At 36.7% G+C, this 22,928-nt stretch carries 28 protein-coding genes and 1 tRNA gene; 13 read left to right on the top strand and 16 right to left on the bottom strand.

Features of this window, described 5'->3' with window-relative positions; all coding sequences use genetic code 11:
- Positions 1-66: 66 nt before the first annotated feature.
- The 4 genes from LIV57_RS18045 to LIV57_RS18030 all read right to left on the bottom strand — a co-directional run bounded on the left by LIV57_RS18045 (position 67) and on the right by LIV57_RS18030 (position 1,855).
- Positions 67-237, bottom strand: a complete 171-nt coding sequence (locus LIV57_RS18045) for a lmo0937 family membrane protein (RefSeq protein ID WP_047433678.1) — start codon at positions 235-237, stop codon at positions 67-69.
- A 56-nt stretch (positions 238-293) separates the two neighbouring features.
- Entirely contained in the window at positions 294-611 is a 318-nt protein-coding gene (locus LIV57_RS18040; RefSeq protein ID WP_202839340.1) for a hypothetical protein, read from the bottom strand.
- Between the two features lie 135 nt (positions 612-746).
- A complete protein-coding gene (locus tag LIV57_RS18035) occupies positions 747-1,295 on the bottom strand; it encodes a type 1 glutamine amidotransferase domain-containing protein (RefSeq protein ID WP_227943720.1) in 549 nt (182 codons plus the stop codon).
- Between the two features lie 107 nt (positions 1,296-1,402).
- Positions 1,403-1,855, bottom strand: a complete 453-nt coding sequence (locus tag LIV57_RS18030; RefSeq protein ID WP_137904655.1) for a PA2169 family four-helix-bundle protein — start codon at positions 1,853-1,855, stop codon at positions 1,403-1,405.
- A gap of 450 nt (positions 1,856-2,305) precedes the next feature.
- Here LIV57_RS18030 and LIV57_RS18025 point away from each other — a divergent pair, with 450 nt between their 5' ends.
- Positions 2,306-2,977: a hypothetical protein gene (locus LIV57_RS18025; RefSeq protein ID WP_227943719.1), complete on the top strand. Its 672-nt coding sequence runs from the start codon at positions 2,306-2,308 to the stop codon at positions 2,975-2,977.
- Positions 2,978-3,312: 335 nt separating this feature from the next.
- Here the strand turns inward: LIV57_RS18025 and LIV57_RS18020 are convergent, their stop codons facing one another.
- The 5 genes from LIV57_RS18020 to LIV57_RS18000 all read right to left on the bottom strand — a co-directional run bounded on the left by LIV57_RS18020 (position 3,313) and on the right by LIV57_RS18000 (position 7,081).
- The gene (locus LIV57_RS18020; protein WP_227943718.1) at positions 3,313-5,268 is read right to left on the bottom strand and encodes an AAA family ATPase; all 1,956 of its coding nucleotides are present in this window, start codon (positions 5,266-5,268) and stop codon (positions 3,313-3,315) included.
- Positions 5,255-5,728 (bottom strand): ABC-three component system middle component 5, encoded by a 474-nt coding sequence (locus LIV57_RS18015; RefSeq protein WP_227943717.1) that lies wholly within the window; start codon positions 5,726-5,728, stop codon positions 5,255-5,257. The genes LIV57_RS18020 and LIV57_RS18015 overlap by 14 nt, the downstream gene beginning before the upstream one ends.
- Positions 5,729-5,759: 31 nt before the next feature.
- Positions 5,760-6,338: an ABC-three component system protein gene (locus LIV57_RS18010; protein ID WP_227943716.1), complete on the bottom strand. Its 579-nt coding sequence runs from the start codon at positions 6,336-6,338 to the stop codon at positions 5,760-5,762.
- A 2-nt stretch (positions 6,339-6,340) separates the two neighbouring features.
- The gene (locus LIV57_RS18005; RefSeq protein ID WP_227943715.1) at positions 6,341-6,682 is read right to left on the bottom strand and encodes a hypothetical protein; all 342 of its coding nucleotides are present in this window, start codon (positions 6,680-6,682) and stop codon (positions 6,341-6,343) included.
- A gap of 165 nt (positions 6,683-6,847) precedes the next feature.
- Positions 6,848-7,081, bottom strand: a complete 234-nt coding sequence (locus tag LIV57_RS18000; RefSeq protein WP_047486272.1) for a helix-turn-helix domain-containing protein — start codon at positions 7,079-7,081, stop codon at positions 6,848-6,850.
- Positions 7,082-7,295: 214 nt separating this feature from the next.
- On the opposite strand from LIV57_RS18000, the gene LIV57_RS17995 reads away from it, so the two are divergent.
- Positions 7,296-7,835, top strand: coding sequence for a hypothetical protein (locus LIV57_RS17995; RefSeq protein ID WP_227943714.1), 540 nt, complete (start codon positions 7,296-7,298; stop codon positions 7,833-7,835).
- Between the two features lie 34 nt (positions 7,836-7,869).
- On the opposite strand, the gene LIV57_RS17990 is transcribed toward LIV57_RS17995, so the two are convergent.
- Positions 7,870-9,087 carry a DUF5412 domain-containing protein gene (locus tag LIV57_RS17990; RefSeq protein WP_227943713.1) on the bottom strand — a complete coding sequence of 406 codons (1,218 nt, stop codon included), beginning with the start codon at positions 9,085-9,087 and terminating at the stop codon, positions 7,870-7,872.
- A 370-nt stretch (positions 9,088-9,457) separates the two neighbouring features.
- Here LIV57_RS17990 and LIV57_RS17985 point away from each other — a divergent pair, with 370 nt between their 5' ends.
- The 3 genes from LIV57_RS17985 to LIV57_RS17975 all read left to right on the top strand — a co-directional run bounded on the left by LIV57_RS17985 (position 9,458) and on the right by LIV57_RS17975 (position 14,308).
- On the top strand, positions 9,458-11,962 hold the full coding sequence (locus tag LIV57_RS17985) for a PIG-L family deacetylase (RefSeq protein ID WP_227943712.1): 2,505 nt from the start codon (positions 9,458-9,460) through the stop codon (positions 11,960-11,962).
- Positions 11,963-12,062: 100 nt separating this feature from the next.
- Positions 12,063-13,754 carry a sodium:solute symporter gene (locus LIV57_RS17980; RefSeq protein ID WP_227943711.1) on the top strand — a complete coding sequence of 564 codons (1,692 nt, stop codon included), beginning with the start codon at positions 12,063-12,065 and terminating at the stop codon, positions 13,752-13,754.
- A 35-nt stretch (positions 13,755-13,789) separates the two neighbouring features.
- A complete protein-coding gene (locus LIV57_RS17975) occupies positions 13,790-14,308 on the top strand; it encodes a DUF2911 domain-containing protein (RefSeq protein WP_227943710.1) in 519 nt (172 codons plus the stop codon).
- A 131-nt stretch (positions 14,309-14,439) separates the two neighbouring features.
- On the opposite strand, the gene LIV57_RS17970 is transcribed toward LIV57_RS17975, so the two are convergent.
- The 3 genes from LIV57_RS17970 to LIV57_RS17960 all read right to left on the bottom strand — a co-directional run bounded on the left by LIV57_RS17970 (position 14,440) and on the right by LIV57_RS17960 (position 16,548).
- On the bottom strand, positions 14,440-15,123 hold the full coding sequence (locus tag LIV57_RS17970) for a hypothetical protein (protein ID WP_227943709.1): 684 nt from the start codon (positions 15,121-15,123) through the stop codon (positions 14,440-14,442).
- 223 nt (positions 15,124-15,346) lie between these two features.
- Positions 15,347-15,664, bottom strand: a complete 318-nt coding sequence (locus tag LIV57_RS17965; protein ID WP_227943708.1) for a nuclear transport factor 2 family protein — start codon at positions 15,662-15,664, stop codon at positions 15,347-15,349.
- Positions 15,665-15,684: 20 nt separating this feature from the next.
- Positions 15,685-16,548, bottom strand: a complete 864-nt coding sequence (locus tag LIV57_RS17960; protein WP_227943707.1) for an SDR family oxidoreductase — start codon at positions 16,546-16,548, stop codon at positions 15,685-15,687.
- Between the two features lie 54 nt (positions 16,549-16,602).
- On the opposite strand from LIV57_RS17960, the gene LIV57_RS17955 reads away from it, so the two are divergent.
- From LIV57_RS17955 to LIV57_RS22995, 5 genes are all read left to right on the top strand, one after another.
- Positions 16,603-16,971 carry a winged helix-turn-helix transcriptional regulator gene (locus LIV57_RS17955; RefSeq protein WP_227943706.1) on the top strand — a complete coding sequence of 123 codons (369 nt, stop codon included), beginning with the start codon at positions 16,603-16,605 and terminating at the stop codon, positions 16,969-16,971.
- A gap of 206 nt (positions 16,972-17,177) precedes the next feature.
- Positions 17,178-17,426, top strand: coding sequence for a hypothetical protein (locus LIV57_RS17950; protein WP_227943705.1), 249 nt, complete (start codon positions 17,178-17,180; stop codon positions 17,424-17,426).
- A 2-nt stretch (positions 17,427-17,428) separates the two neighbouring features.
- Positions 17,429-17,674 (top strand): glycoside hydrolase family 3 C-terminal domain-containing protein, encoded by a 246-nt coding sequence (locus LIV57_RS17945; RefSeq protein WP_227943704.1) that lies wholly within the window; start codon positions 17,429-17,431, stop codon positions 17,672-17,674.
- 2 nt (positions 17,675-17,676) lie between these two features.
- Positions 17,677-18,012, top strand: a complete 336-nt coding sequence (locus tag LIV57_RS17940) for a hypothetical protein (RefSeq protein ID WP_227943703.1) — start codon at positions 17,677-17,679, stop codon at positions 18,010-18,012.
- On the top strand, positions 18,008-18,277 hold the full coding sequence (locus tag LIV57_RS22995) for a fibronectin type III-like domain-contianing protein (RefSeq protein WP_410674057.1): 270 nt from the start codon (positions 18,008-18,010) through the stop codon (positions 18,275-18,277). Before LIV57_RS17940 ends, LIV57_RS22995 begins: the two co-directional genes overlap by 5 nt.
- A gap of 152 nt (positions 18,278-18,429) precedes the next feature.
- On the opposite strand, the gene LIV57_RS17930 is transcribed toward LIV57_RS22995, so the two are convergent.
- Positions 18,430-18,503: transfer RNA gene (locus LIV57_RS17930), tRNA-Arg, on the bottom strand.
- 59 nt (positions 18,504-18,562) lie between these two features.
- Here LIV57_RS17930 and LIV57_RS17925 point away from each other — a divergent pair.
- Genes LIV57_RS17925 through LIV57_RS17915 form a run of 3 tightly spaced genes read left to right on the top strand, consistent with a single transcriptional unit; the run spans position 18,563 to position 22,341 of the window.
- Positions 18,563-19,609: an ABC transporter substrate-binding protein gene (locus LIV57_RS17925; RefSeq protein ID WP_227943702.1), complete on the top strand. Its 1,047-nt coding sequence runs from the start codon at positions 18,563-18,565 to the stop codon at positions 19,607-19,609.
- Positions 19,610-19,652: 43 nt separating this feature from the next.
- Entirely contained in the window at positions 19,653-20,297 is a 645-nt protein-coding gene (gene mtgA / locus LIV57_RS17920) for a monofunctional biosynthetic peptidoglycan transglycosylase (protein ID WP_227943701.1), read from the top strand.
- A 13-nt stretch (positions 20,298-20,310) separates the two neighbouring features.
- Positions 20,311-22,341, top strand: coding sequence for a site-specific recombinase (locus LIV57_RS17915; RefSeq protein ID WP_227943700.1), 2,031 nt, complete (start codon positions 20,311-20,313; stop codon positions 22,339-22,341).
- A gap of 51 nt (positions 22,342-22,392) precedes the next feature.
- Here the strand turns inward: LIV57_RS17915 and LIV57_RS17910 are convergent, their stop codons facing one another.
- On the bottom strand, positions 22,393-22,560 hold the full coding sequence (locus LIV57_RS17910) for a hypothetical protein (RefSeq protein WP_227943699.1): 168 nt from the start codon (positions 22,558-22,560) through the stop codon (positions 22,393-22,395).
- 70 nt (positions 22,561-22,630) lie between these two features.
- A complete protein-coding gene (locus tag LIV57_RS17905; RefSeq protein ID WP_227943698.1) occupies positions 22,631-22,924 on the bottom strand; it encodes a hypothetical protein in 294 nt (97 codons plus the stop codon).
- Positions 22,925-22,928 lie beyond the last annotated feature (4 nt).

Here is a 22,928-nt window from a genome sequence, read left to right as displayed (position 1 = left end):
TTATCTTATATAGCTTATTAAAATTAATCAGAGTAGATGGTTTTTCCTACTCTGATTTTTTTGTTTTTAATTAAGAGGCTTTCTGCCGGTAAAAATATTGATCAGAACGACAATAATGGCAACCACCAGAAGGGTGTGGATTAAACTTCCTGTGTCCATACCGGGAATGATTCCAAGCATTCCGAGTAGCCAGACTGCGATGCAGATGACTGCAACAAGCCATAATAAATTTCTCATACTATTATTTTTTTTGTGGTTAGTGTTGTGGTGTAGTGTATAGCTGCGGCCTCGTTTTATTGATGCCTTATACCTTTGTGGTGATATTGGGTGCTTTTATGATCGGTTTTATAGTTGGAATAAACAGTATCAGTAACCGTACTGTAATTTTTATTGAAAGACTGATCATCCTCTAACTGTGGCATGGAATAATGAAACTCCTTGCCGTTCTTATAAAGCTTATTATCGTAAGTACGGTAAATCTGGTTTTCTTTATAAGTATTTCCGTCAGGAGCAAGATATACTTTGCTTTTCTTGCTTTTTTTTCGCAGGCCCAGATAAAGCAAAGAACTTCCTGCTGCAAGAGCCAATGTAATTTTTACTATATTGTTCATACGATTGTGATTTGGATTTAAATAGGTACAAATTTTTTGCCATAGGAGAGAAATGTGGTACTTTTTAAGTATTTACATAGCTCTTATCAAATTTTGAGAGAAGAAAAAAGTCTGGCAGAACCAGACTTTTTAGTTTCAGAGCGTTTGTTCCTTATGTTTTCCTTCCCTGATCTCTTCTACCATTTTGGCATTAAAGGCAGGAAGATCTTTTGGTGTTCTGCTCGTAACAAGTCCCTCATCTACTACCACCTCGCTGTCTTCCCAGCGTGCGCCTGCATTTTTTAAATCCTGGCTGATGGAGTTGACGGAAGTCAGATTCCGGCCTTCTACCACACCCGCGTTGATCAGTACCTGCGGTCCGTGGCAAATGGCTGCTACAGGTTTATGCTGGGCAAAAAAATCTTTTACAAAGGTGAGTGCTTTTTCATTGGTTCTCAGCTGATCGGGATTAATAACGCCTCCCGGTAATACCAGCGCATCATAATCTGAAGCCGCTGCATTGTCCAGCGTTTGATCTACAGGATATTGCTTACCCCAGTCTTTTTCTGCCCAGGCTTTAATGCTTCCCGCTTCAGGACTTACGATATGGGCGGTCCATCCCTGTTGTTCAAGATATTCTTTTGGTGAGCTTAATTCACTCTCTTCAAAGCCATGTGTGGCCAGTATTGCGATTTTCTTTGACATAGTACTGTTTTTTGTGTTAAGTATCGTAAGGTCTTTGACCTCCGATTACAACGTTCGATTGTTGTGTGATGATTAAATAAAAACTTACCTCGTGAGAAAGAGGATATCTACTTTTTTAAATCTTCAAGAACTTCAAATTTATCATGAGAAGCCTTAAGCTGATGAAGCTGATCCAGTACCACTCTGGAACTTTCCGGACAAAGATCACCGCTGTCTAAAGCATCCTGATAAGCATCTATAGCCGCATTTTCACCATATACAACATTTCCTAACGTAGAGCCGGCTGTATCTGTGGCAAAAGAATTTTTAACATCAATCCATGCTCTGTGGATGGCTCCTGCAGTAGATCCTGATTGATCCGGTGTGCCTCCTCTTTCTGTAATCAGATTGCTCAATTCGTTTTTCATCTTGTGAGACTGGGCCACCATCGTATCATAATCTGCTCTCAGCTGTGGATACTCATCCCATACTTTGTCTTCCACTTTTGAAAATCCCTGAATTCTGTCGTTGGTAATGTTCAGTAAATCATTTAATACTGAAACTGTTTTCTCGTTGTTCATATTTTTATATTTTAAATTGGTACTATGAACTTTGCAAGCGCCGTGCCTCAAACACCATATCTGCAAAGATGTGGTATTTAAAAAAAACTTAAAATTTTGAAAACAAATCTTAATTAAAAATACCTGAAGAACTGCAAAGAACTCCATAATCAAAAGCACCACAGAGGTTTATTCGTTTTTGTACTGCGAACAAATGCTTCACTGAAAAAGCATTTACCGCTAGCTATTTTATCAGCAAAAAGAATTGATAACGGTTTCAGGGTTGGCTTCTTTTGATGGAGTAGAAGACTGCTGTAATAAAATATAATCGGGCATACAGGTAGATGATGCCATAATTTTTTCTATATTTAGAAGAAGTAAGTGTATGATTTACTTATGTTTAGAAAAAAATGGCTTGTGTTTGTATTTTACATTCCAAAACAGGCCTTTCAATATAATATAAAAAAGAGGATGCCGATAAACCCGATACCTCCGGATGGAGGCCTGTTATATAAAGAAACAGATATGACTCAGTTGTTCCCTGAGCCTTTCAATGCATTAACAGCCTTATTATTTTTAGCCATAGCCATTTTCTGGACCATTAAGCTGAAAGGTAACTTCAAAGAATATCCTTTTTTAACCTACTGCCTGGTTTTATTATATATCGGTGCCATTGGGGGAACGGTTTACCATTCTTTCAGACAATGGCCCGTCTTTATTATGATGGACTGGCTGCCTATTATGTTGCTATGTCTGTCTGCCGGGTTTTATTTTGTAGCGCAGAGCACCAGATGGTACTATGCTGCTGTAATGGTTCTGGGATATGTCATTCTGATGTTTGCTTTAAGAAACTGGATTCTGATAGATAATCCTTCTCTTTTTATCAACGTCAATTATGCTATCATGGCCTCATTTGTAGTTTTCTCGGTACTCAGGTATCTGATGTATACCCAATGGAAGGCTGGCAAATGGGTAGGCTTTGCTGTATTGTCATTTGTTTTTGCACTGACCTTCCGTATTGCTGATAAGTGGGAATGGTTCAGCTTCGGAACCCACTTTTTGTGGCATACTTTCGGGGCAGTGGCGACGTTTTGTATGTTTAATTATATTTATCTTACGAGGGATAGAATTAGAAAAACATAATAGTTATTTCTCTTCGCAAAGTTTTCCGACTTTGAGTTGTTGATTAAGGTAGGTTATCCAAAAAAATAAAGAACATGAAATCATGACCAATCAGAAATTAAGAGAGGAAGAAAGTAAGCATGTTAAAAATAGACTTGGATTTGCTTATTAACTTGATGAAATAGCTTAGAAACTTCAGATCAGTCAAGACTTGCTTAAAAATCCCAACGAAAAGCTGGGATTTTTTTTTGATTTTTGGTATGGAAGTGATCCTGATTTTAAGCTGGTGAAATATGGTTATTTTCTTTGAACTTGCTCTGAAGTTGGGAGACTTCGGAGAGCGGGTATTAAAAAAGCTAATTAATATTTTTCAAACTTGGATTATCCTTAGTGTGATATTCACCAACAATATAATCACTTTCTTTTAATTCTTTTGTAATATATGAAGTGGTATATATAAGTTGAAAATTTTCTACAGGAAAACTGTTTACTCTGTCAATCAATATTTTTTGAAGATTTTGCGCTCTTGCTACTTCAATACCTTTGTCTTCCATATTATCAGCGAAAATAAATCGAGGAAATCGCATTTTTGCATTTGATAGAGATGCCAAAAATATAGCAAATCTAGCTGATATTTTTAAATAAAAATTTGAACTAGCAGAAAACTTTTGATACATCTTATATTTTTCACTATTTGGACTTCTTAAATACACTAAATTATTAGAAAAATCAATAATGAAATCTTCCGAATCTGCATTCTTAAAATCTCGTTGGCGCTCTAAATCATTGTTTAGCAAGTATACTCCTTCCTCTTGTATTTTCTCAATTACTTCTTTTTTTAATTTATTCTGGCTTTTTCTTATACCGTCAATAGTATACCCTAATTTACGAATTTTAGCTTCTAATAAGCTTCGCTCTTCAAGCAATTTTCCATATATCTGTGCTTGCTCAAGCATAGTTCTAAATTGGAGAATTTCTCCCTCTGCTAAGCCTTTTTCAAAATTTAAGCTGTCCAACTTCTCAAGTTCAAAAGGTCTTACATCTATAATTGAGTTGTTAACTTTTATCTGTAAATCACTAAGTTTGACATTTTCATTTGCATACTCAATTTCTTTCCTTGTTAGAACATCTCTTTTTATCTTTAAAAGTTTAGATGATTCATCAATCTGAAATTTTATCTCAAGCTGCATTCTCTTTGCCTGATTAATTCCTAACTTATCATCTGTTGTCTGTTTACATAGCTTACAACTTGTTTCGTCTAAATGTTCTGATAATTTACTTAGGCACTCTGGGCAATATTCAAGAGGTAACCCTCCTAGAAAATCTCTTGTTTGTATTGAATTATTTAATGATCTATATTTGTCATCTAATACTTCAATGAAATATTCAGAATCAATAATTTCTTTTTTTAAAAGATCAATATCACTTTTAAACTCTATTACTTTGTCCCTATGCTCTATTACCTTGTCCTGTAATTTTTGAAATTCTAATTGAGTGTTTTTGTCAAATTCTATATCTCTAATGCCATTTCTTATATCTTGAATTTGACTTTGAATATTGTAAATTTCAATTTCCTTGTTCTTTATTTGGGTATTTAAGTGTTCAATATCCAATGAAAAATTATCAGGAAAAAACCTTTTTGTTATTCTTATTTCACTCTTAATATCTTCTAACTCTTTTTCACTATTATATAATTCTAACTTATAATCATATAAACTTTGATTGTATATACCTAATAGTAAATCTGCAACAGCTTCTCTTTTATTTTGTTTATCAAACTCATCATAATAGAACAATGAGCCCGTAGGCGATTCTTGATCAATATACAGCAATCGAAGAATCTGATGCATAGTGATATTGTTCTCTTCTTTAACTTCAGGGAAGTTCAAAACCTCAAATAATACATTTGAAAAACTTTTCTTTCGTGGAGTTGTATTGTATTCATATTTTTGCCAATATTTCTGGGGAGGGGGATTTGTACTCTCTTCAAAATTCCCCCAAAAAATATGAATAGCAATTCTTGAATTTATGTTTTGAGTCTTTTCATTAATTTCAATATATCTTTTTAAAGTTAAAATCGTACCGTTAGCTTCTATTTCAGCATATACAACTTGGCATTCTCTTGCTTCTGGAACGAAATCATTAAATTCACCACCTAGTACAAAAAAGATGAAATGTGTAATAGTAGATTTGCCACTACTATTATCACCACAAATGATATTTACACCTTTATGAAATACCTCATCATAAGCAATTTTACCATTATTAGTATAAATAACAAGTCTTTTTAAAAATAAATTATTCTGCATCATATTTACTTTCTAAAAGATTACTTCTACATTTCAAACCATTATCTCCAAATAATGAAATTTCATAAAATTGGGATGTGACAATTGTAATGATATTTTTTTCTCGTGCTGATAAGTTTCCTATTGAATTAACATACTGAGCAAGTAATTCTTTTGAAATTATAGAAACTTTATCTTCTAAAAGTTCATCCTTGCTTATAATATTATAAGAAGCTAAGCAATTTAAAGCAGAGATTTGATAAGGCTTAATTTTTTCCAAAATCATTCTTTCGTCGGAAATTTTTTGATAAGGATTTTCTTTTGTTACATTTAATTGTTTAAGGAGCTTTTTAAATTCAGTCTCATTTCGACGAGGTTTAATTTGAAAAATTTGACTTGGAAATAATAAATAGTAATCCCATATTCGAACTCTATCAACCTCTATCTTATCATTATTGCTTATTTTACCAATAAGATGAAGCATTCGAAAAATTGTATGGTATAAATCAAAAGCGTTATTGTAGAGAATCATAATCTTTCCAATTTAAATGACATTTTCCTGTCAAAAAATAAATCATACCATAAATATCATTAGCTGTATAGTTTAAAAAATCATCGGACTCTCCTTCTTTATTTAAAGTGTCAAGAATAGGTTGGACAATTTTTTCCATAAGACATTCTAGAATAATATTTTTATTGCAATTATCTATTATTTTTTGGAAGACATATGTTTCAAAGTTATTATCTATTATGGAAAATATTTCTACATCAATTTCTTGTTGCGCTTGAAACATTTCACCTTTTACTACACGTTTTGTATATTTTTCTTTAAATCTCATTGCTCTTAGAATTTCCCTTTCTGAAAAGCCAGCATCAATTAGTTTTTGTTCTAGCCCAATGCCATCCTGAATAGTATTGTAGGTATTGAAATCTTCTATAAAACTTTCATATTTTCTATCATTTTTTACCTCCTCTTGCAGTTTTTCAATTTTTTTTTGCCAACGAGTTTTTGGAGCTAATCTAACATCTCCTTGTACATTTCCAATATTGTTCTGCTGAATGATTTTATTTTTATTGTTGCCTACTTCCTGCATTATTATAAATGAATATTTCCAATATTATTTCCAATATTAACTTGCTTTTCGATACTTCCATTATTTTGAATATTTTGACTAACCGTGGAAAGTTGAGATTGAGCATTAATAATAAAGTCCTCCAGTTCTTTTTTGAAATTGGGATCTTCAGATAAAATTTGTTTCAACTGAGAACTTATCTCATCCTCATTTAGTTTTTCGATATTTTTTCCTTTTTTGGAGAATGGCTTTTTCATAAGGTTCCAAATGTCTTCTCCAATCTTTCTTGCAGTTCCTTCACCAATTTTATTAATAAATGGAGATGCTAAGGATAATGCCATTGCAGTAAGTGTAATAATTTCCATATTTTTTAGTTTTCCATGGTATAAATAACATCATTAGTAATGAGACGTATTATGATAAATTATAAGTAACAAGTTTACCAAACTTTCTCTCGCTCAAAATACAAAGAATTTTTTAATGTTAATTACGGTTTTCCATAAAACAAATAATCCTGACGAAAGTCAGGATTATTCATTTATAAGTTTAAAGAAATCAGATAAACTAATTTTTCTTGCTTCACATATTTTAAAAAGTGTTTCAACGGGTATTCTGTAAGTTTCTTCACTTTTAATTTTTCTAATGGTGCTTTCTTCTACACCATGATTTTTGGCAAAAGAATTTTGTGACTTGCCTTCCTGAAGCCAAGGTATCAACCATTTCTTTGTAATGTATAAACAAATTTTTTCGTTTATATCTGTCATGGAACAAATGAAATAATTAAATAATAAAAAATTACGGTCGATCGACCGTAATTGAATTTCTTTTCTTACATTTATAAAAAAATAACCCATTAAAAAAATTGAAGAAGATAAAACGGTTCGCTTAAAAAATAGCTTCAGCTATTCCTTAACGATTCTTCACCCCTTAAAAGCCCTTAATGGTTAAGAAAAATTTCAACACTAAAAAACACAAACAATGAAAAAAAGCAGAACAAACTTAGATTCCCGGTTTCGGACAGAAAAGAAGAACTCCGGCTTGCAGCTGATAGAAACTTTCTTTCAGTTCAATGAGCTGGATGTTTCCAAAGAAAGGCTCAGCAACATTATGAATTATGCGGTAAAGAGAAATAGCTGGATCCATGAAGATCCGGCGGTGATCTTCCAGTTTCATCAGTCGATGAGGTCATTGGTCCGGGCGGGCTATCTCATGATGCTGAAGGACAGAAAATGGACGGTCGATACACAATCGGAAAAAATTTCCCCGTGGGTTCTTGGTCTGCTTTCGGAGAAGGAATACCGGAATCCTCTGCTGGTTTTCAAAAAAGCATTCAGTGCCTACACCCTCAAAGAATTTGATTATTTTATGTCCGGAATCGTCTATTTTTCAATGGGCGTCTATGAAAATCTGCCGGAAAGAAATATCGTGATGCCCTACATTCATACGGTGAAAATGCTGGATGCTGCACACCTTATTCTTCAGAGAAGGAGAGAAAAAAAGATAGCTGAAACCCATTAAAAATAAAAAATGCCCCTTTTTCAGGGGCATTATATTATTGAGCTTTTACTTGCTCTATCTTTATGTAAATTTTAGAAAGGTTGGGTTGGGCACTCCCTGAGGTGGGGGCTCCTGCCATAATGGTTGCGGTATAAGCAGTTTTTGAAGAAGCGTTGCTGTCTATCCAGGTATATCTTCTATGCTCAGGTCCGCCACTGGAACCATCTATAATCCCTACGTTCCCCCAGTAAGCGCTTCCTACTGCTCCGGTCCCTTGAGGAAACCAGGTAGCTGTTGCATCTCCCATACCGCCCCATACTCCTGAAGTAATATTGTTGGTAGTTTGAGCTGCTCCAATATAACCGCCATATTCGGTGTTATAATTCCAATACAGATTCACGGTAGCCCCTGTATTATTAAATAACTGTACATTTGGAACTGCAGCGGTTGTACCACTGGTGGTGTCAAATATTACTCTGATAGAATACTTACCATCCGGGGTAGCAAGAGGAAAAGTATAGGCTTGTTTCCCGTTGGGATCGGTTGTTAGGGTGGGATATCCCATCACAGCAACAGGAGTAATGTCTGCACGGCTGCTATTTCCCACTGTAGCGGTACAGTTTTGCGCTGCTGTTAGGAAAGAAACCGTACTGCTGGTCATCGGAATAGTCATGTCATTAGCGGTGGTGGGAGTTCCGCTTACTGAGAATACCAGTTCGCCATCACCAAACTCTAAAGTTCCCGGTCTTAGCTGGAAAGTTAATCCGTTGATCGTAAAAGGAGTTCCTGAATTATATGCTCCGCCGTTTCCTCCGTTATAAGTAACTCTCAGGTTTCCGGTGTAAGGAGTACCGGGAGTATAATTAGAAGGACTTAAGTAAGCTGTAGTACATTGTAATGCAGAAATCGCCGGAGCTACGGCATTGGTTGCCTGTGTCAGTCTTTGCCATACTGTTCCGTCAAAATAATAATAGCCCATAGCAGTAACATTGATACGTTGTCCTGTGGCATCTCCGCCGGTGACGTCCGTAATATAAATCAATGCGCCGGTCTGATTGATACCATAGGTAGCGGTATTGGCTGTAAGCTCAGCTCTGGTGAGTCTTGGGGCCTGTAATCCGAATGTTTGTGAGTTATTCGTAATCAGCCCCGAAGTATCTCTTGTAGCAGATACATCCAATGTTGTTTTAGGTGAGGCGGTATTAATCCCTACTTGGGCGAAGAAAACTCCTGAAATAAGAATAGCAGTGAGGTTTGTAAATTTTGTTTTCATATGAGGGTGTTATTTTGTGTGTACCAAATATAATTCTTTTTTTTGTGAAAAATGAAAAAAAAACCTTTGTGATTGATAAAAATTAACTAATTGGTAATATTCAGTTTCATTATGATATGTTTTTTAAGATAAAAATTTCATTTTTTTAACCGTTTAATTTTTGTTTTTTACGAGCAATAAAAGCTACAAAAGCTTTTTAAGCTAGGCTATCTACGTTGTGTATAGAAGTATACTAAAGGTTTTTAAGCAATAAAAACTTTTGCGACTTTGTGGCTAATTTTGAAAAACCTTTCTGTAAAATTCACAGCCTGATTCTTTTAATGTTGAAAAAAGGATGATTTACTTATATTTGCCTGCAAAGCAAATTCAAATGTTCAAAAAAGTAAGCACTGTATTTATCCTTGGATTTTATACTGTTTTTTGTTCGGCCCAGCAGGTCCGGCCTTCAAAATCATCTGAAATTTACCGCGAAATCAAAACCCTTAAAAACCTGCCTAAAGTTTTATATCTTGCGGCGCATCCCGATGATGAAAATACAGGATTGCTTTCCTGGTTAATCAATGGTCAAAATGTAGAAACGGGGTATTTATCTTTAACCAGAGGTGATGGCGGTCAGAATTTATTAGGCACGGAACAGGGTGCTGCATTGGGGTTGATCAGAACACATGAGCTTTTGGAAGCAAGAAAGTTAGACGGTGCCCAACAGTTTTTTACCCGCGCTATTGATTTCGGATTTTCTAAAAATACAACCGATACTTTTAAACAATGGGATGCAGACAGCATTACAGCGGATGTGGTTTGGGTAATCCGCCAATTCCGGCCTGATGTTATCATTTGCCGTTTTCCTCCTACGGCAGCAGCTGGCCATGGACAGCATGCGGCTTCGGCGGTAGTTGCGGAAAAAGCTTTTAAGCTGGCAGGAGATAAAAATGCTTTCCCGGATCAGCTGAAATATGTGAATATATGGCAGCCAAAACGCGTATTGTGGAATACCTTCCGGTTTGGCGGAGTCAATACTACAGCTGAAAATCAACTGAAAGTTACCGTCGGGCAATATGACGCTCAACTGGGAATGGGCTATGGAGAACTGGCAGGATTAAGCAGAAGTTTACATAAAAGCCAGGGTGCAGGAACACAGTCTGTAGCCGGCATCAGAACAGAATATTTTGCCCACGTTGCCGGCGAGCCTGCAAAAGCAAGCCTTTTTGACGGAGTTACTAAAACATGGACTTCACAGGGAAATGCTGATATTGACCAGTCATTAGATCAGATTATTTCTGCTTTCAATTTCAATAACCCCGATCAGAGCCTGCCTGCTTTGCTTGCATTAAGAAAAAAGGTCATGGCGCTGCGGGATTCGGAACAGAAAAAGGATAAAATTAAATCTCTTGACAACATTATTTTAAGCTGTGCCGGGTTTATGGGTGAGGTGGTTACCAATCAGGCTGAAGCAGTTGCCGGAGATCATTATAATTTCAGGTTAAATCTGATTTCAAGAACTGTAAATCCTGTCGTTTTAGAAGACGTTAAATGGTTAAGCCAATCAGAAAGCTTCAACAGGGAACTGTCAAAAGATTCTTTAATTACCATTCAGCATGATATTCAGATTCCTGCAGATGCAGCACTTACAGAACCTTACTGGCTGGCAAAACCACCTGTGAACGCAGCAACTTTCGCTGTTCCGGATGAAACTTTAGTTGGTCTGCCTGAGGCAGAATCACCATTGAATGTTTTGGTCGGTTTAAAAATCGGTTCGGAAAAGTTTCAGGTTAAACTTCCTTTATCTTTCAAGAAATTGGACCCTGTGCGTGGTGATGTGGTGGAAGCCTTGCGTATTGTTCCTGCTGTGGAGCTGAAATTTACACAGCCGCTTTATCTGGTCAAAGAAAATGAAGACCTGCATGTAAGTTTAAATTTTAAGGTTAATTCCAACAAACCGTTCAATAAAGGTATTCTAAACCTGGTGTATAACGGAGAACGATTAGGAAGCACTGATGTAAGAGCTGTAAAAGAGAAAGATTTCACTTTCGATTACGTTATTCCAAAAGCTAAGCTTGCTTCCATAAGCTCAAACCGTTTGCAACTGGGTGCCAATTATGTTGCAGATGGAGTCACTTATCATAAAAAACAAGTGTTAATTCAGTATCCGCATTTACCTTCCTTACAATACTTTGAGCCTGCCACTGTGACGGTGATGAAAGGCGATATTCAAGCGAAAGTGAAAAAAGTAGGTTATATACAAGGTGCGGGTGATTTTATTCCTGAGTTTCTGCGCATTGCAGGTGTTCAGGTAGATATCCTGAAAGACGGAGATTTTTATGGTAACTTAGATGAATCCGGTGGAAACGGCAGTCAAAACAAGCTGTCGCAATATGATGCCATCGTGCTTGGTGTCCGTGCCAACAATACGGAGAAAAAGCTGGGGCGCTGGATGCCTTTTTTATGGTCTTATGCAAAGGCTGGTGGCAATCTGGTGATGCAGTATAACACCAACCAGGATACCACCGTTGATCAATTGGGAATGTACAATTTCAGTATTGCCAATAAACGGGTTACGGAAGAAAATGCTGCGGTAAAGTTTTTAAATCCCAGTCATAAACTACTGAACTTTCCGAATAAAATCACTGCGGATGACTTTAAGGGCTGGGTACAGGAGCGCGGTGCCTATTTCCCCGCTCAATGGGATGCAGCGTATGAACCGCTTTTTGAAATGCACGATGCAGATGAAGAGCCTCTTCAGGGTTCAACTTTATACGCGAAGTACGGGAAAGGTAATTTTATTTATACGCCATTGGCATTTTTCAGACAGCTGCCTGCAGGAAATGCCGGAGCAGCACGTTTATTTTTAAACTTTTTATCTGCACAGAAAAACTAATGAACAAAAAACTTAAAAATTGGAATACCTGGTATCTGTTATTAACAGCTGCATTAATCTTGCAGATTGCATTTTATTATTGGTTTACTAAATTTTGGGCATGAGTACTATAGATTGGACCGTTCTCGTTATTACACTTGTTGCAGTGGTGGTTTACGGCGTATTCATCGGCCGTGGCCAGAAAAGCAACGAATCCTACCTGAAAGCAGATAATAAAATGCCCTGGTATATTGTGCTGATCGGCATTATGGCCACCCAGGCGAGTGCTATTACATTTCTTTCAGCACCGGGACAGGCGTATACAGATGGAATGCGCTTTGTGCAGTATTATTTTGGTTTGCCTTTGGCGATGATTGTGATCTGTATTACTTTCATCCCGATATTTCAGCGCTTAAATGTTTACACCGCCTACGAATATTTAGAAAACCGTTTTGATAAAAAAACAAGGGTACTCACTTCATTGCTTTTCCTTTTTTCCAGAGGCTTGTCAACGGGGATCAGCATTTATGCTCCGAGTATCATCTTGTCAAGTGTTTTAAACTGGAATATTTATTTAACCAATGTTTTAACAGGTGGCATTTTGTTGATTTATACCTACGTTGGCGGGGCAAAAGCTATTGCTCATACCCAGAAATTACAGTTTCTTATTATTCTGGGAACCATGGCTTTTGCAGGGTATCTCCTTATTCAGAATATGCCGGATGGAATTGGTTTTAATGATGCGCTGTATCTGGCGGGGAAATCCGGGAAACTCAATGTCATCACCACAGAATTCGACTGGAAAGATAAATACAATATCTGGAGTGGAATAATCGGTGGTTTTTTTCTGGCGCTTTCTTATTTCGGGACAGACCAGAGTCAGGTTGGAAGGTATATCACTGCGAAAGACAATACCAATGCAAAAATGGGCTTGCTGTTGAACGGACTGGTTAAAATTCCGATGCAGTTTGCTATTCTCCTGATTGGTGCTCTGCTTTTCGCATTCTTTTCTCTGAAACCGGCTCCGATTTATTTTAACGAACGCTCTTATCAGTATTTAAAGGAAAGACAACCTGAGCAGGCAGCAGTTTTTGAAAAAGAGCATCAGGATTTACAACTAAAATTTAATGCAGAATCGAAAGAAATTTTAAAGCTGAAAGAACAAAATTCTCCTCAGCTTGCCAAAACGATTCAGGATTTTAAAGATACGCAATCGCAAGTAAAAGCATTGCATGGAAGGGTAGAGGAAGCTATTAATAATTCAAACTATAATGCAGAGAAAACGGACACGAATTATATTTTCCTGTATTTCGTGAAAAATACACTGCCTGCAGGAATGATCGGGTTGCTTTTTGCCGTCATTTTTCTGGCCAGCTGGGGGTCCATTTCGGCAGCACTGAATTCCCTTGCCGCCTGCTCATTAAAAGATGTTCATTTACTATACAGCAAAGAAATTCCTGATGATAAAACCGAATTGAAGTACAGCCGCCTGCACACCTTAGCCTGGGGTATTTTTTCAATTGGTGTAGCTATGTTTGCCACTCAGATGGGTTCACTTATTGAAGCGGTTAACGTATTAGGTTCTCTTTTCTACGGACCTATATTGGGGATTTTCCTTGTTGCATTTTACTATAAAAAGATCAACGGTCCGAATGTATTTATTGCTGCCATTGTATCGGAAATTACAGTTATTGCCGTGTATCAGTTCGATATCGTTTCTTTCCTCTGGCTTAATGTAATCGGGGCAGCAGCAGTCATTATATTTTCTGCAATCGGTTTGCTGTTTTATAAGCAGAAAACAGTAAATTCGTAAACGAACAATATTAAAAACAAACAAATAAAAATATTATGAAAACGATTCTTAAATCTGCAACTGTACTTGTTGCTACGATGACGATCTCAATGAATGCCTTTGCACAGGAAGCTAAAAAACCTGCCAGCCCTCCGGCTACGGCTACGGGAAAAATTAAAGATGCCAACATTACAATAAACTATAGCAGCCCTTCTGTGAAAGGGCGTACAATCTGGGGCGGTCTGGAAGCTTATGATAAAGTTTGGCGGGCGGGAGCTAATGAAGCAACTACTTTCGAAACGGATAAAGACATTACCGTTCAGGGTAAAAAACTGCCTGCAGGAAAATACAGCTTTTTCTTAATCCCTAAACAAAGCGGAACCTGGACAGCCATTTTTAACAAAGAACCAAAACAATGGGGTGCTTATAAATACGAACAATCTAAAGATGCTTTACGTGTTGATGTAAAAACAAAGGCTTTACCAGCAACACAGGAAGCTTTAGTTTATAAAATAAACAGTAATGGATTTACAATGGATTGGGATAAAATCTCCGTTCCTGTAGAGATAAAATAATTTGAATTACAAATTAAAATCCCGGTTTATCCGGGATTTTTTGTTTACAATTTTGATATTGTATAAGGCTGCTGTTGCAGTTCTAATCATTTCCTGTTTAAGTTTTAAAATGCAGAACAGTCTCAATTACATTATAATACAGCCTCTGACCATTCCTCAGCCATCTTTTCAACATAATCTACAAAATTGTCAACATCTTGTATTGTGTAAAAAGTGTATTCAGGCTGATCTTCAAGGGGATCAACATTCTCAAACCAATGATCATGTGCAAATAAAAGTACCTTCCCTGAATTCTTTTCATACATTGTCATATTGCCATTAGCTTCCAGGGCAAAGCAAATGAAGTCATTATATTGTATCGGTTGTTTGTGTTCTTCTTCACAAAGATTTTCATAATATTCTTCCCATTCGCCGATTCCCGTCATGCAGGCAGATTTTAAGAATAAATAGTCCTGATTATTAGTCAGGGCCGGTTCGGGCTGATGATAAGATTCTGAAATCCCGCCTATCTCTTTAAGTAATAATTCATGTTCTTTTGCTAACACAATATTATCCGTATCTTCTAACTCAATTTTGGTTAACCATCCACAGCTTTTATTGTACTTATTGGTCCATGAGAACAATCGGTAGGGATTATTGTTTACACTAAATTCCAGTTTTCTGGCCTTTTGAATAAGTTGAGATAATTTAGGGAATGTTGATGTAAAATTATCGGAAAGATTCAGAACTGATTCTGTATCATACAATGTAACAAGATCATTTGGCCTGATAAACCAATTGATGTCTTTTTTAAATGTTTCAAAGTCTAAATTCATTTGATTTTGATTGAATAAACAATAAATATAGGGAAGAAAATAATAATTGAGTTACCTACATCGAAATTAGAGTATATCAACTGTAAACGAAACGGTCAAAAGTAGATTTTAATGAAAGCTGTGCTTACGCTTCAAAGGGATTCTGAAATACGGTAATAATCTGTAAATCATTAAGATGTAGTACTTTGAAATATAATCCAGTACATTCAGGTTTATTGAAATATTAACCCGTTATTTTCAGAGATTGAATGAGTCCGTCAGACAATTGAAAATGATATTTTAAAACAATTGGGCTGCCCGGAAATGTTCCCGAAGCTTCCGCCGACAAGATGTTTTCACTTTCGTTATAATCTAATGGTTTCATACTGGCTTTGTAATCTTTGTTGGCTTTGTCAATCCAGCTTTCAATTTCTGCTTTTCCGTTATGGGTTTTGCCTTCATCAAATACCTCTGCATTTTCAGCAAAACAATTTGCATAGGCTGCACTGTTAAATTCGTTTTGGGCTTTCACCAATTCTGAAATAATGTTTGGTAAATTCATAGTATGGTATTTTAAGATGATTAAATGGTTGGCACTGTACCGCCATCGATTATAAATTCAGTTCCGGTTAAATAACTGGCTTTTGGTGAAACAAGAAAACCAACTAATTCAGCTACTTCTTTCGGTTCGGCAGGCCTTCCGAAAGGTATTCCGCCCAATGCATCCATAACGCTGTTTTGCGCTTCTTCTATAGTACTGTTTGCGTTTCTCGCAATTTCACCCAGCCAGGCTTCCGAAGCTGTTGTATTGATCCACCCTGGTGAAACAGCCAATACCCGAACACCTTTCGGGGTAACTTCGTTCGATAAACTTTTACTATAGTTTCTCAGTCCTGCTTTTGCAGCCGCATAGGGTAAAGTTGAATCATAAAGGGGTAATTTACCCTGGATGGAAGCGATGTGAATAATTACACCATTTTTTCGTTCTATCATTTGCGGTAAAAACCCTCTGTCTAAACGAACCGGAGCAAGCAAATTAGCTTGTAAGGTTGATTCCCAATCTTCATCGTTTAATGCTGCAAATCCACCAGCGGGTGTTGATGAAGAACCCAGGTTGTTCACAAGAATGTCCAGTCTCCCATAAGCCGACAGCACTTCGCTGATGACTTGTTGGGTTCCTTCTGCTTTACTCAAATCGGCAGGAATGAAATGCAGGTTGCTGTTTTCTTTTTCAGGCGCGTTTCTCGCAGTTATTATAACTGTTGCACCAGCTTGCAGCAGTCTTTCTGCGATTGCTTTGCCGGTTCCTTTTGTTCCGCCTGTTACTAAGGCAATTTTACCTTGAAGTTCGTTGTTGTAATTAAATAGATTTTCCATTGTTAAATTCTTTGATACAAATTTCCGAAGTATCACTTTTTCAGGCAATAACGGAAAACCGAATTGCATAGGGATAATTTTTTCCCCTATTGTGCAATTTGGCACATTGGATTAAATTTGTGTATGCATGAAAGAAAAATACCCTTGAATTTAAACTGTGGTCTTGACCTTATCGGTGAAGTCCTTTACGGTAAATGGAAAATCCGTCTGCTGTGGTTTATCAATGAAGGTCATCTGCGCCCAAGTGAATTACAGCGTAAAATTCCGGATGCTTCGAGACGCGTTTTAAATATCCAGTTAAAAGAACTTGAAGAGCACGAACTTGTTACAAAGAAAATTTATGCCCAGGTTCCGCCAAAAGTTGAATATTCCCTTACCGATTTTGGTAAGACTTTAATTCCTGTAATTTCTGCATTAGGATATTGGGCTGATGAAAATGAAAACCGGCTGAGAACAGTAATTTTAAAAAGAATGGCAGGGAATGCCCAATAGTTCATCAGATTTAGAAATCAATTATCAAAACTTTTATACTTCAGCATAAACAGATATAATTAAAAGATAATTTTTCATTGATTTTTCAGCCGTTACCAGCTGTTTACTCCATCCTGAAGAGCCTTTTCATAATTTTCTTGATTATCTGAAGACACATGCTGAAGTAACCAGAAGCGCTGCTGCGGAAGGAATGGTTTTGCTTAAAAATGCAGATAATACCTTACCATTTGGCGATAAACAGAAAGAAGTTTCTTTATTTTGGGGTAACCTCTTATGCCTGGATTACAGGAGGTACAGGAAGTGGCAGCGTCAACAACAGACATACGGTTTCACTTTTGGAAGGCCTGAATACTGCAGGGTACAAATTGGATAAGGAGCTGGTAGAATTGTATAACCCCCCGCTGAAAAAGAAGCGGAGGCAGAAAAAGAAAGAAGAAAAGCCCGGGGAATTTTAGCATTGCCGGAACGACTTTCTGAAATTAAAATAGATGATGCTTTCATTACTAAAAAAGCCGAAACTTCTGAAATTGCTTTTGTAACACTAGGAAGGAACTCCGGGGAACGAGGAGACAGAGTAGTGGACAATGATTTTAATCTGGCAGCGGAAGTGGATACTGTTTTATTGGCCTGGCAGCCTGGCCAGGAAGGAGGACATTTTGTGGCAGATGTAATTTCCGGAAAAGTAAATCCTTCCGGAAACTGACAATGACTTTCCCTGTAAATTATTCAGACCACGCATCAGCAAAGAACTTTCCGGGAGAACCATCGGATAATCCCACAGATGTAACTTATAAAAAGGGTATTAACGTAGGTTACCGTTATTTTAATACTTTTGGGATAACACCTTCGCTTGAATTCGGGTATGGAAAGTCATACACCGATTTCGAATATTCAAATATTAAAACAAATTCTAAGACTTTTAATGATCATTTAGAAGTAAGTGTCACTATTAAAAACAAAGGAAAAGTACCAGGAAAAGAAGTCTTGAACTGTATCTTTCTGCGCCTGGAAAGACAATTGATAAACCAAGATCTGAATTAAAAGCCTATGCAAAGACAAAAGAATTAAATCCCGGGAATCACAGACTGTTATTTTAACTTTAAACAAGAAAGATTTAGCTTCGTTTGAAACGGATAAATCCGCCTGGGTAGCTGAAGCCGGGAGGTATAAAATTCTGGTAGGTGCTTCATCGTCGGATATCAGACAGAAGGCAGAAATTGATGTACCGGAAGAATTGTTAATTGAAAAGGTAGAACATATTCTCCCTGCCGATAAGCAATTTGAAGATCTAAAGTTTCAACAATAATGGAAATAAAATGAGGTATTCCTTAGTTAAAACTGAAATTTGCCAAGTATAAAACAGACAATCCCGGATTTTCCACAGCCGTGCGAAGAGATACAAAATACACATAAAAATGGCGCCAACTGAAAACAGTTGGCGCCATTTGTCTTTTTTTGTGACCTCGACAGGATTCAAACCTGTAACCTTCTGAGCCGTAATCAGATGCGCTATTCAGTTGCGCCACGAGGCCTTTTGTTATCTTGTTGTTTAACGGTTGCAAATATACCACTTTTTTCCGTTCTTTGAAACATGAAACAGAAAATTTTACTTTTATTTACGGTCTTCTCGCTAATTGCCTGTAAAAGAGAATCAAAAATTTCGTCCTCAGATTGGACAAATATCTCAAACCGCACCCAATTTAAGGAACATAATGGTATCCTGGAGCTAAAATCGGGAAATTTCACTTATAATTTTAAGCAAAATCAAACTCCATTCAAAAAAATAATCCTGCTGAATGCAAGTATGGCCGGATATATTTCGGAGCTTGGAGCGGAAAATTTAATCATAGGAGTTTCCAGTCCGGAGTATATTTATTCAGAAAAAATTCAGAATCTGATTAACGAAGGAAAAATTCAGAATGTAGGAAGCGAACAAAAGTATGATGTGGAAAAGATCATCTCTATGAAGCCGGATGCTATTTTTACCAATCATATTGCAAGTTTTGATAATACCTATGAACTTTTAAAGAATAACGGTATCCAGGTCATATTTCTGGATGAATATATGGAACAGAAACCTTTGGAAAAAACGGCTTACATCAAGATTTTCGGAGAATTTTTAGGAAAAGAGAAAGAAGCGGCAACCAAATATCAGGAAGTGGAGAAAAACTACAGCGATCTGAAGCAGCTTGCGTCAAAAGCAAAAGAAAAACCTGTTGTACTCGCCAATGAGATGTATGGAGATGTCTGGTATCTTCCGGGAGGAAATACTTCCGTGGCTCATTATATTTCAGATGCCCATGCGAATTATATCATGAAAGATAATAAAGACGAAAAAGCATTGACAATGAGCTTTGAAGAAGTATATGCCAAAGCCGGTGGTGTTCAGTACTGGGTAAATGCAGGCAGCCATGCTTCGAAAAAAGAAATGCTTGGCATGAATCCTTTCTATGGGAAACTGGATGTATTCAATAAAGGGAAAATATATACCATTGCCGGAAAAGAAAAACTGAAAGCCAATGATTTTTTTGAAAGCGGTGTGGTAAGGGCAGATCTGATCCTTAAAGATTATATTAAGATCTTCCATCCGGAACTTTTACCGGATTATCAGCTTACTTATATGAAAGAATTGCAGTAACTCGTACTATTTGCTTATTTTTGCCTTTCCTTTTTATCAAGTTATGTGGAAAAAAATTAAACAGCTTATCTTCATCATTCTTGTTCTGAATGTAGTTTTTATCATCTGGGGTAGATTTTTTAATCCTCCCATCACTCTTACCCAGATAGGAGGACTTTTTGAATATGGAAAACTGCACAGGGATTATATTTCCTATGACGAAATGGGAAACAATGTGAAAAAAGCCGTAATTGCCTCAGAAGACCAGAAATTTTTTGTTCATGACGGTTTCGATTATACAGCCATTGAAAAGGCGATGAAATACAATGAGAAAGGCAAAAAGATAAGAGGTGGAAGCACCATTTCCCAGCAGACGGCAAAGAATGTGTTTCTATGGCAGGGCAGAAGCTGGGTTAGAAAAGGGCTGGAAGCCATTTATACTTTCATCATCGAAAAAGTATGGACTAAAGATATTATCCTTGAAAGATACCTGAATTCCATAGAAATGGGGCAGGGAGTATTTGGAGTGGAAGCTGCGGCACAATATTATTTTGGCAAATCATCCAAAGATTTAAGTGTCTCAGATGCAGCGTGGATTGCTGCTGTATTGCCTAATCCAAAGAAGTATGATCCTAAAAATCCATCCCCATATCTGAGAAAGAAACATAATTGGATTATGAGACAGATGAGGAATGTGAGTTTGAAATAGTATCTTTGTACTAATGAAATTCTTTAATTCCAGCACAAATTTTGAGTCAGTTCTTAAAAAATATTTTTCTTTTAAGAACGAAACTCTTTCTTTAGAACCCTTTGCGGAGTTTCTGGAGACCATAAAAGAGGCGGACTTTACAGATGTGCTTAATTTTTTCAGAAGCAATCCTGATTTTGCTCAGAACTTTAAATATTACATTCATAATATTTTTAGAGGAAGACCTTTCAACCTTTCCCTGACAGAAGCGAATATTCTTTCAGAAAATGCCTTTTTACCTGAGCTTAAAAAAAGAATACTGAACAAGGTTCTGCCACCCGTTGAAAACGAAAATACGGTTTGGTACATGATCGATAATGTCAGTATGTGGCCGAAAAAGGATTTGAAATATCTCCATAATCTTCCTGAAAACGAGATCAATGAATTTTTACATTTATTAGGAGCATCGGATTTTATTATCCGTCCTAATGTGAAAAAAGAACTTATATTCTCCATGAACATTCTTTCCTGGAGGGTAACCGGAATGGCAATGGAAGTGGAAGTGGTGAGAATGGCACCTCAATACAGAAATTTAGACAATCCGTTTCTGGCTCTACAGAATGAGCTGGAGGCATTGGCGGATGATCTCGTGAAAGATCCGGAAGTACAGCTGCATTCAAAAGACAGCAGATATAAGCAGATAAAAATCTATGCAGAACAGTGCCAGGAGTTTGTGAATATTGCTTTTAAAAATTCCGCTAAATATGGTATTTCTGGGAAAATTAATCAATCTCTGTTAAAAATCCGCCAGCAGACAGAAAGAATTTATGAGATCGTACAATTACTGATTATTGATTCCGAGGAAGATGTTCAGATCAAATCAAAACAGCTGATCTTTAATATCCTGAGCTATAAATCTCATAAAAATAACATTTCAGATCTTATCAACGACAGTACAAGGCTGATCTCCCATCTTATTACCAACCATACTGCAGAAGCCGGAACTCACTATATAACTTCTAACCGGAAAGAGTATATGACCATGTTCTACAAGGCAAGCGGCGGTGGAATAATTGTAGGAGCGCTCTGTGTTCTGAAAATGCTGTATGGATATATTCCAGGAAGTGATTTTTCACACGCTTTCCTGTACTCCATGAACTATGCAATGGGATTCGTGATGATTTATCTGATGGGCTTTACACTTGCTACAAAACAGCCGGCCATGACTGCCGCAACGATGACAAAAGTATTATCCGAAGAAGGGAATGCCCAAAGAAATAATACAGAATTTGCCCATTTGGTATCTAAATTATTCAGAAGTCAGTTCATTGCCTTTGTAGGGAATGTGTTGCTTGCTTTTCCGGTGGCGCTTGCCATTATTTATGGGCTGGATGTCTTTTTCTCACAAAATCTTGCCGTTGAACGTTCTGATAAATTGTTAAAAGACCTCGATCCTTTTAAATCAAAAGCCATCCTGCACGCAAGTATTGCCGGATTTTATCTCTTTATTTCCGGAATTATTTCGGGAAATATAGGGAACAACTCGGTATTTTATCAGATCCCGGAAAGAATTGCCAAAAACCTTTCGATCAGAAGCTTTTTCGGAAAGAAATTCGCAAAAGGACTTTCAAAATATTATGCTAAAAACTGGCCGGGAATTATTTCCAATTTCTGGTTTGGAGTTTTCCTTGGAGCGACTGCGCCTGTCGGAATGTTTTTCGGGCTGGATCTGGATATCAGACACATTACCTTTGCCGCCGGAAACTTTGCATTAGGACTGTACGGAAAAGATTTTTCAGTAGATTCCTATACATTCTGGATATCCTTTTTTACCGTCTTTTTAATCGGATTCTTCAACTTCCTGGTAAGTTTTAGTTTATCCATGTTTCTGGCCTTCAGATCAAGAAAAATGAACTTTGGACAGGTAAGTGAAATCTATAAAGAGATTTTCAGATATTTTACAAAACATCCGCTGAAATTCTTCCTGCCATTACGATCAGGACTGGATAAAAAGGCAGATGATCTGATGAGCAGTACCATTTCCAATAAATCAGAAGAACATTAATACAAACAAAAAATGCTACCCGAGGGTAGCATTTTTCTATTGTTATAGCTATTAAAGACAAATAGGAAGTAATGGGCATTTTGTAGGCAAGGTTGTCCAATAAACACATTCGTTTTCATTGGCACAGCTTACGGCACAGCAGATCTCACCAACACCACCTCCTTGTATTGTTCTTAAAGTTTTTCTTGTTAGTTTTTTTGATGCAATTGATTTTTTCATGAGATTAATTTTTTTGTATGATAAATATATCAATAATATTGAATGATATTGTAAAACGATATCAAAAAAACTATAAAATCTGTAAATCTTTAAATTTATCTGCCCCAAATTTGTCCTGGAACTTTTTAAGATAAAAGCTTTTACGCATCGTAAAATCATGTTTCAGTAAAGGAGAATCAATTTTAATGATAATACATTCCTTTTCTATATTGACACTTCTGATTTCTTTGAAAAGACTTTCATCAAGATACTCTTCAAGGAAATCCTTGATGTCAAAAGCAACAAGTTTATGTTCAAAACCATAAATCCTGGCAAAAGATTTTACCAGTTCGGAGGATTGATATTCACGTTTTTTCTTCTTCATAGTT

It is taken from the genome of Chryseobacterium sp. X308, from assembly GCF_020733145.1.
GTDB classification, from domain to species: domain Bacteria; phylum Bacteroidota; class Bacteroidia; order Flavobacteriales; family Weeksellaceae; genus Chryseobacterium; species Chryseobacterium cupriresistens.
The sequence above is the reverse complement of the archived record's forward strand: the minus strand, read 5'-3'. Positions and strand labels throughout refer to the sequence as shown.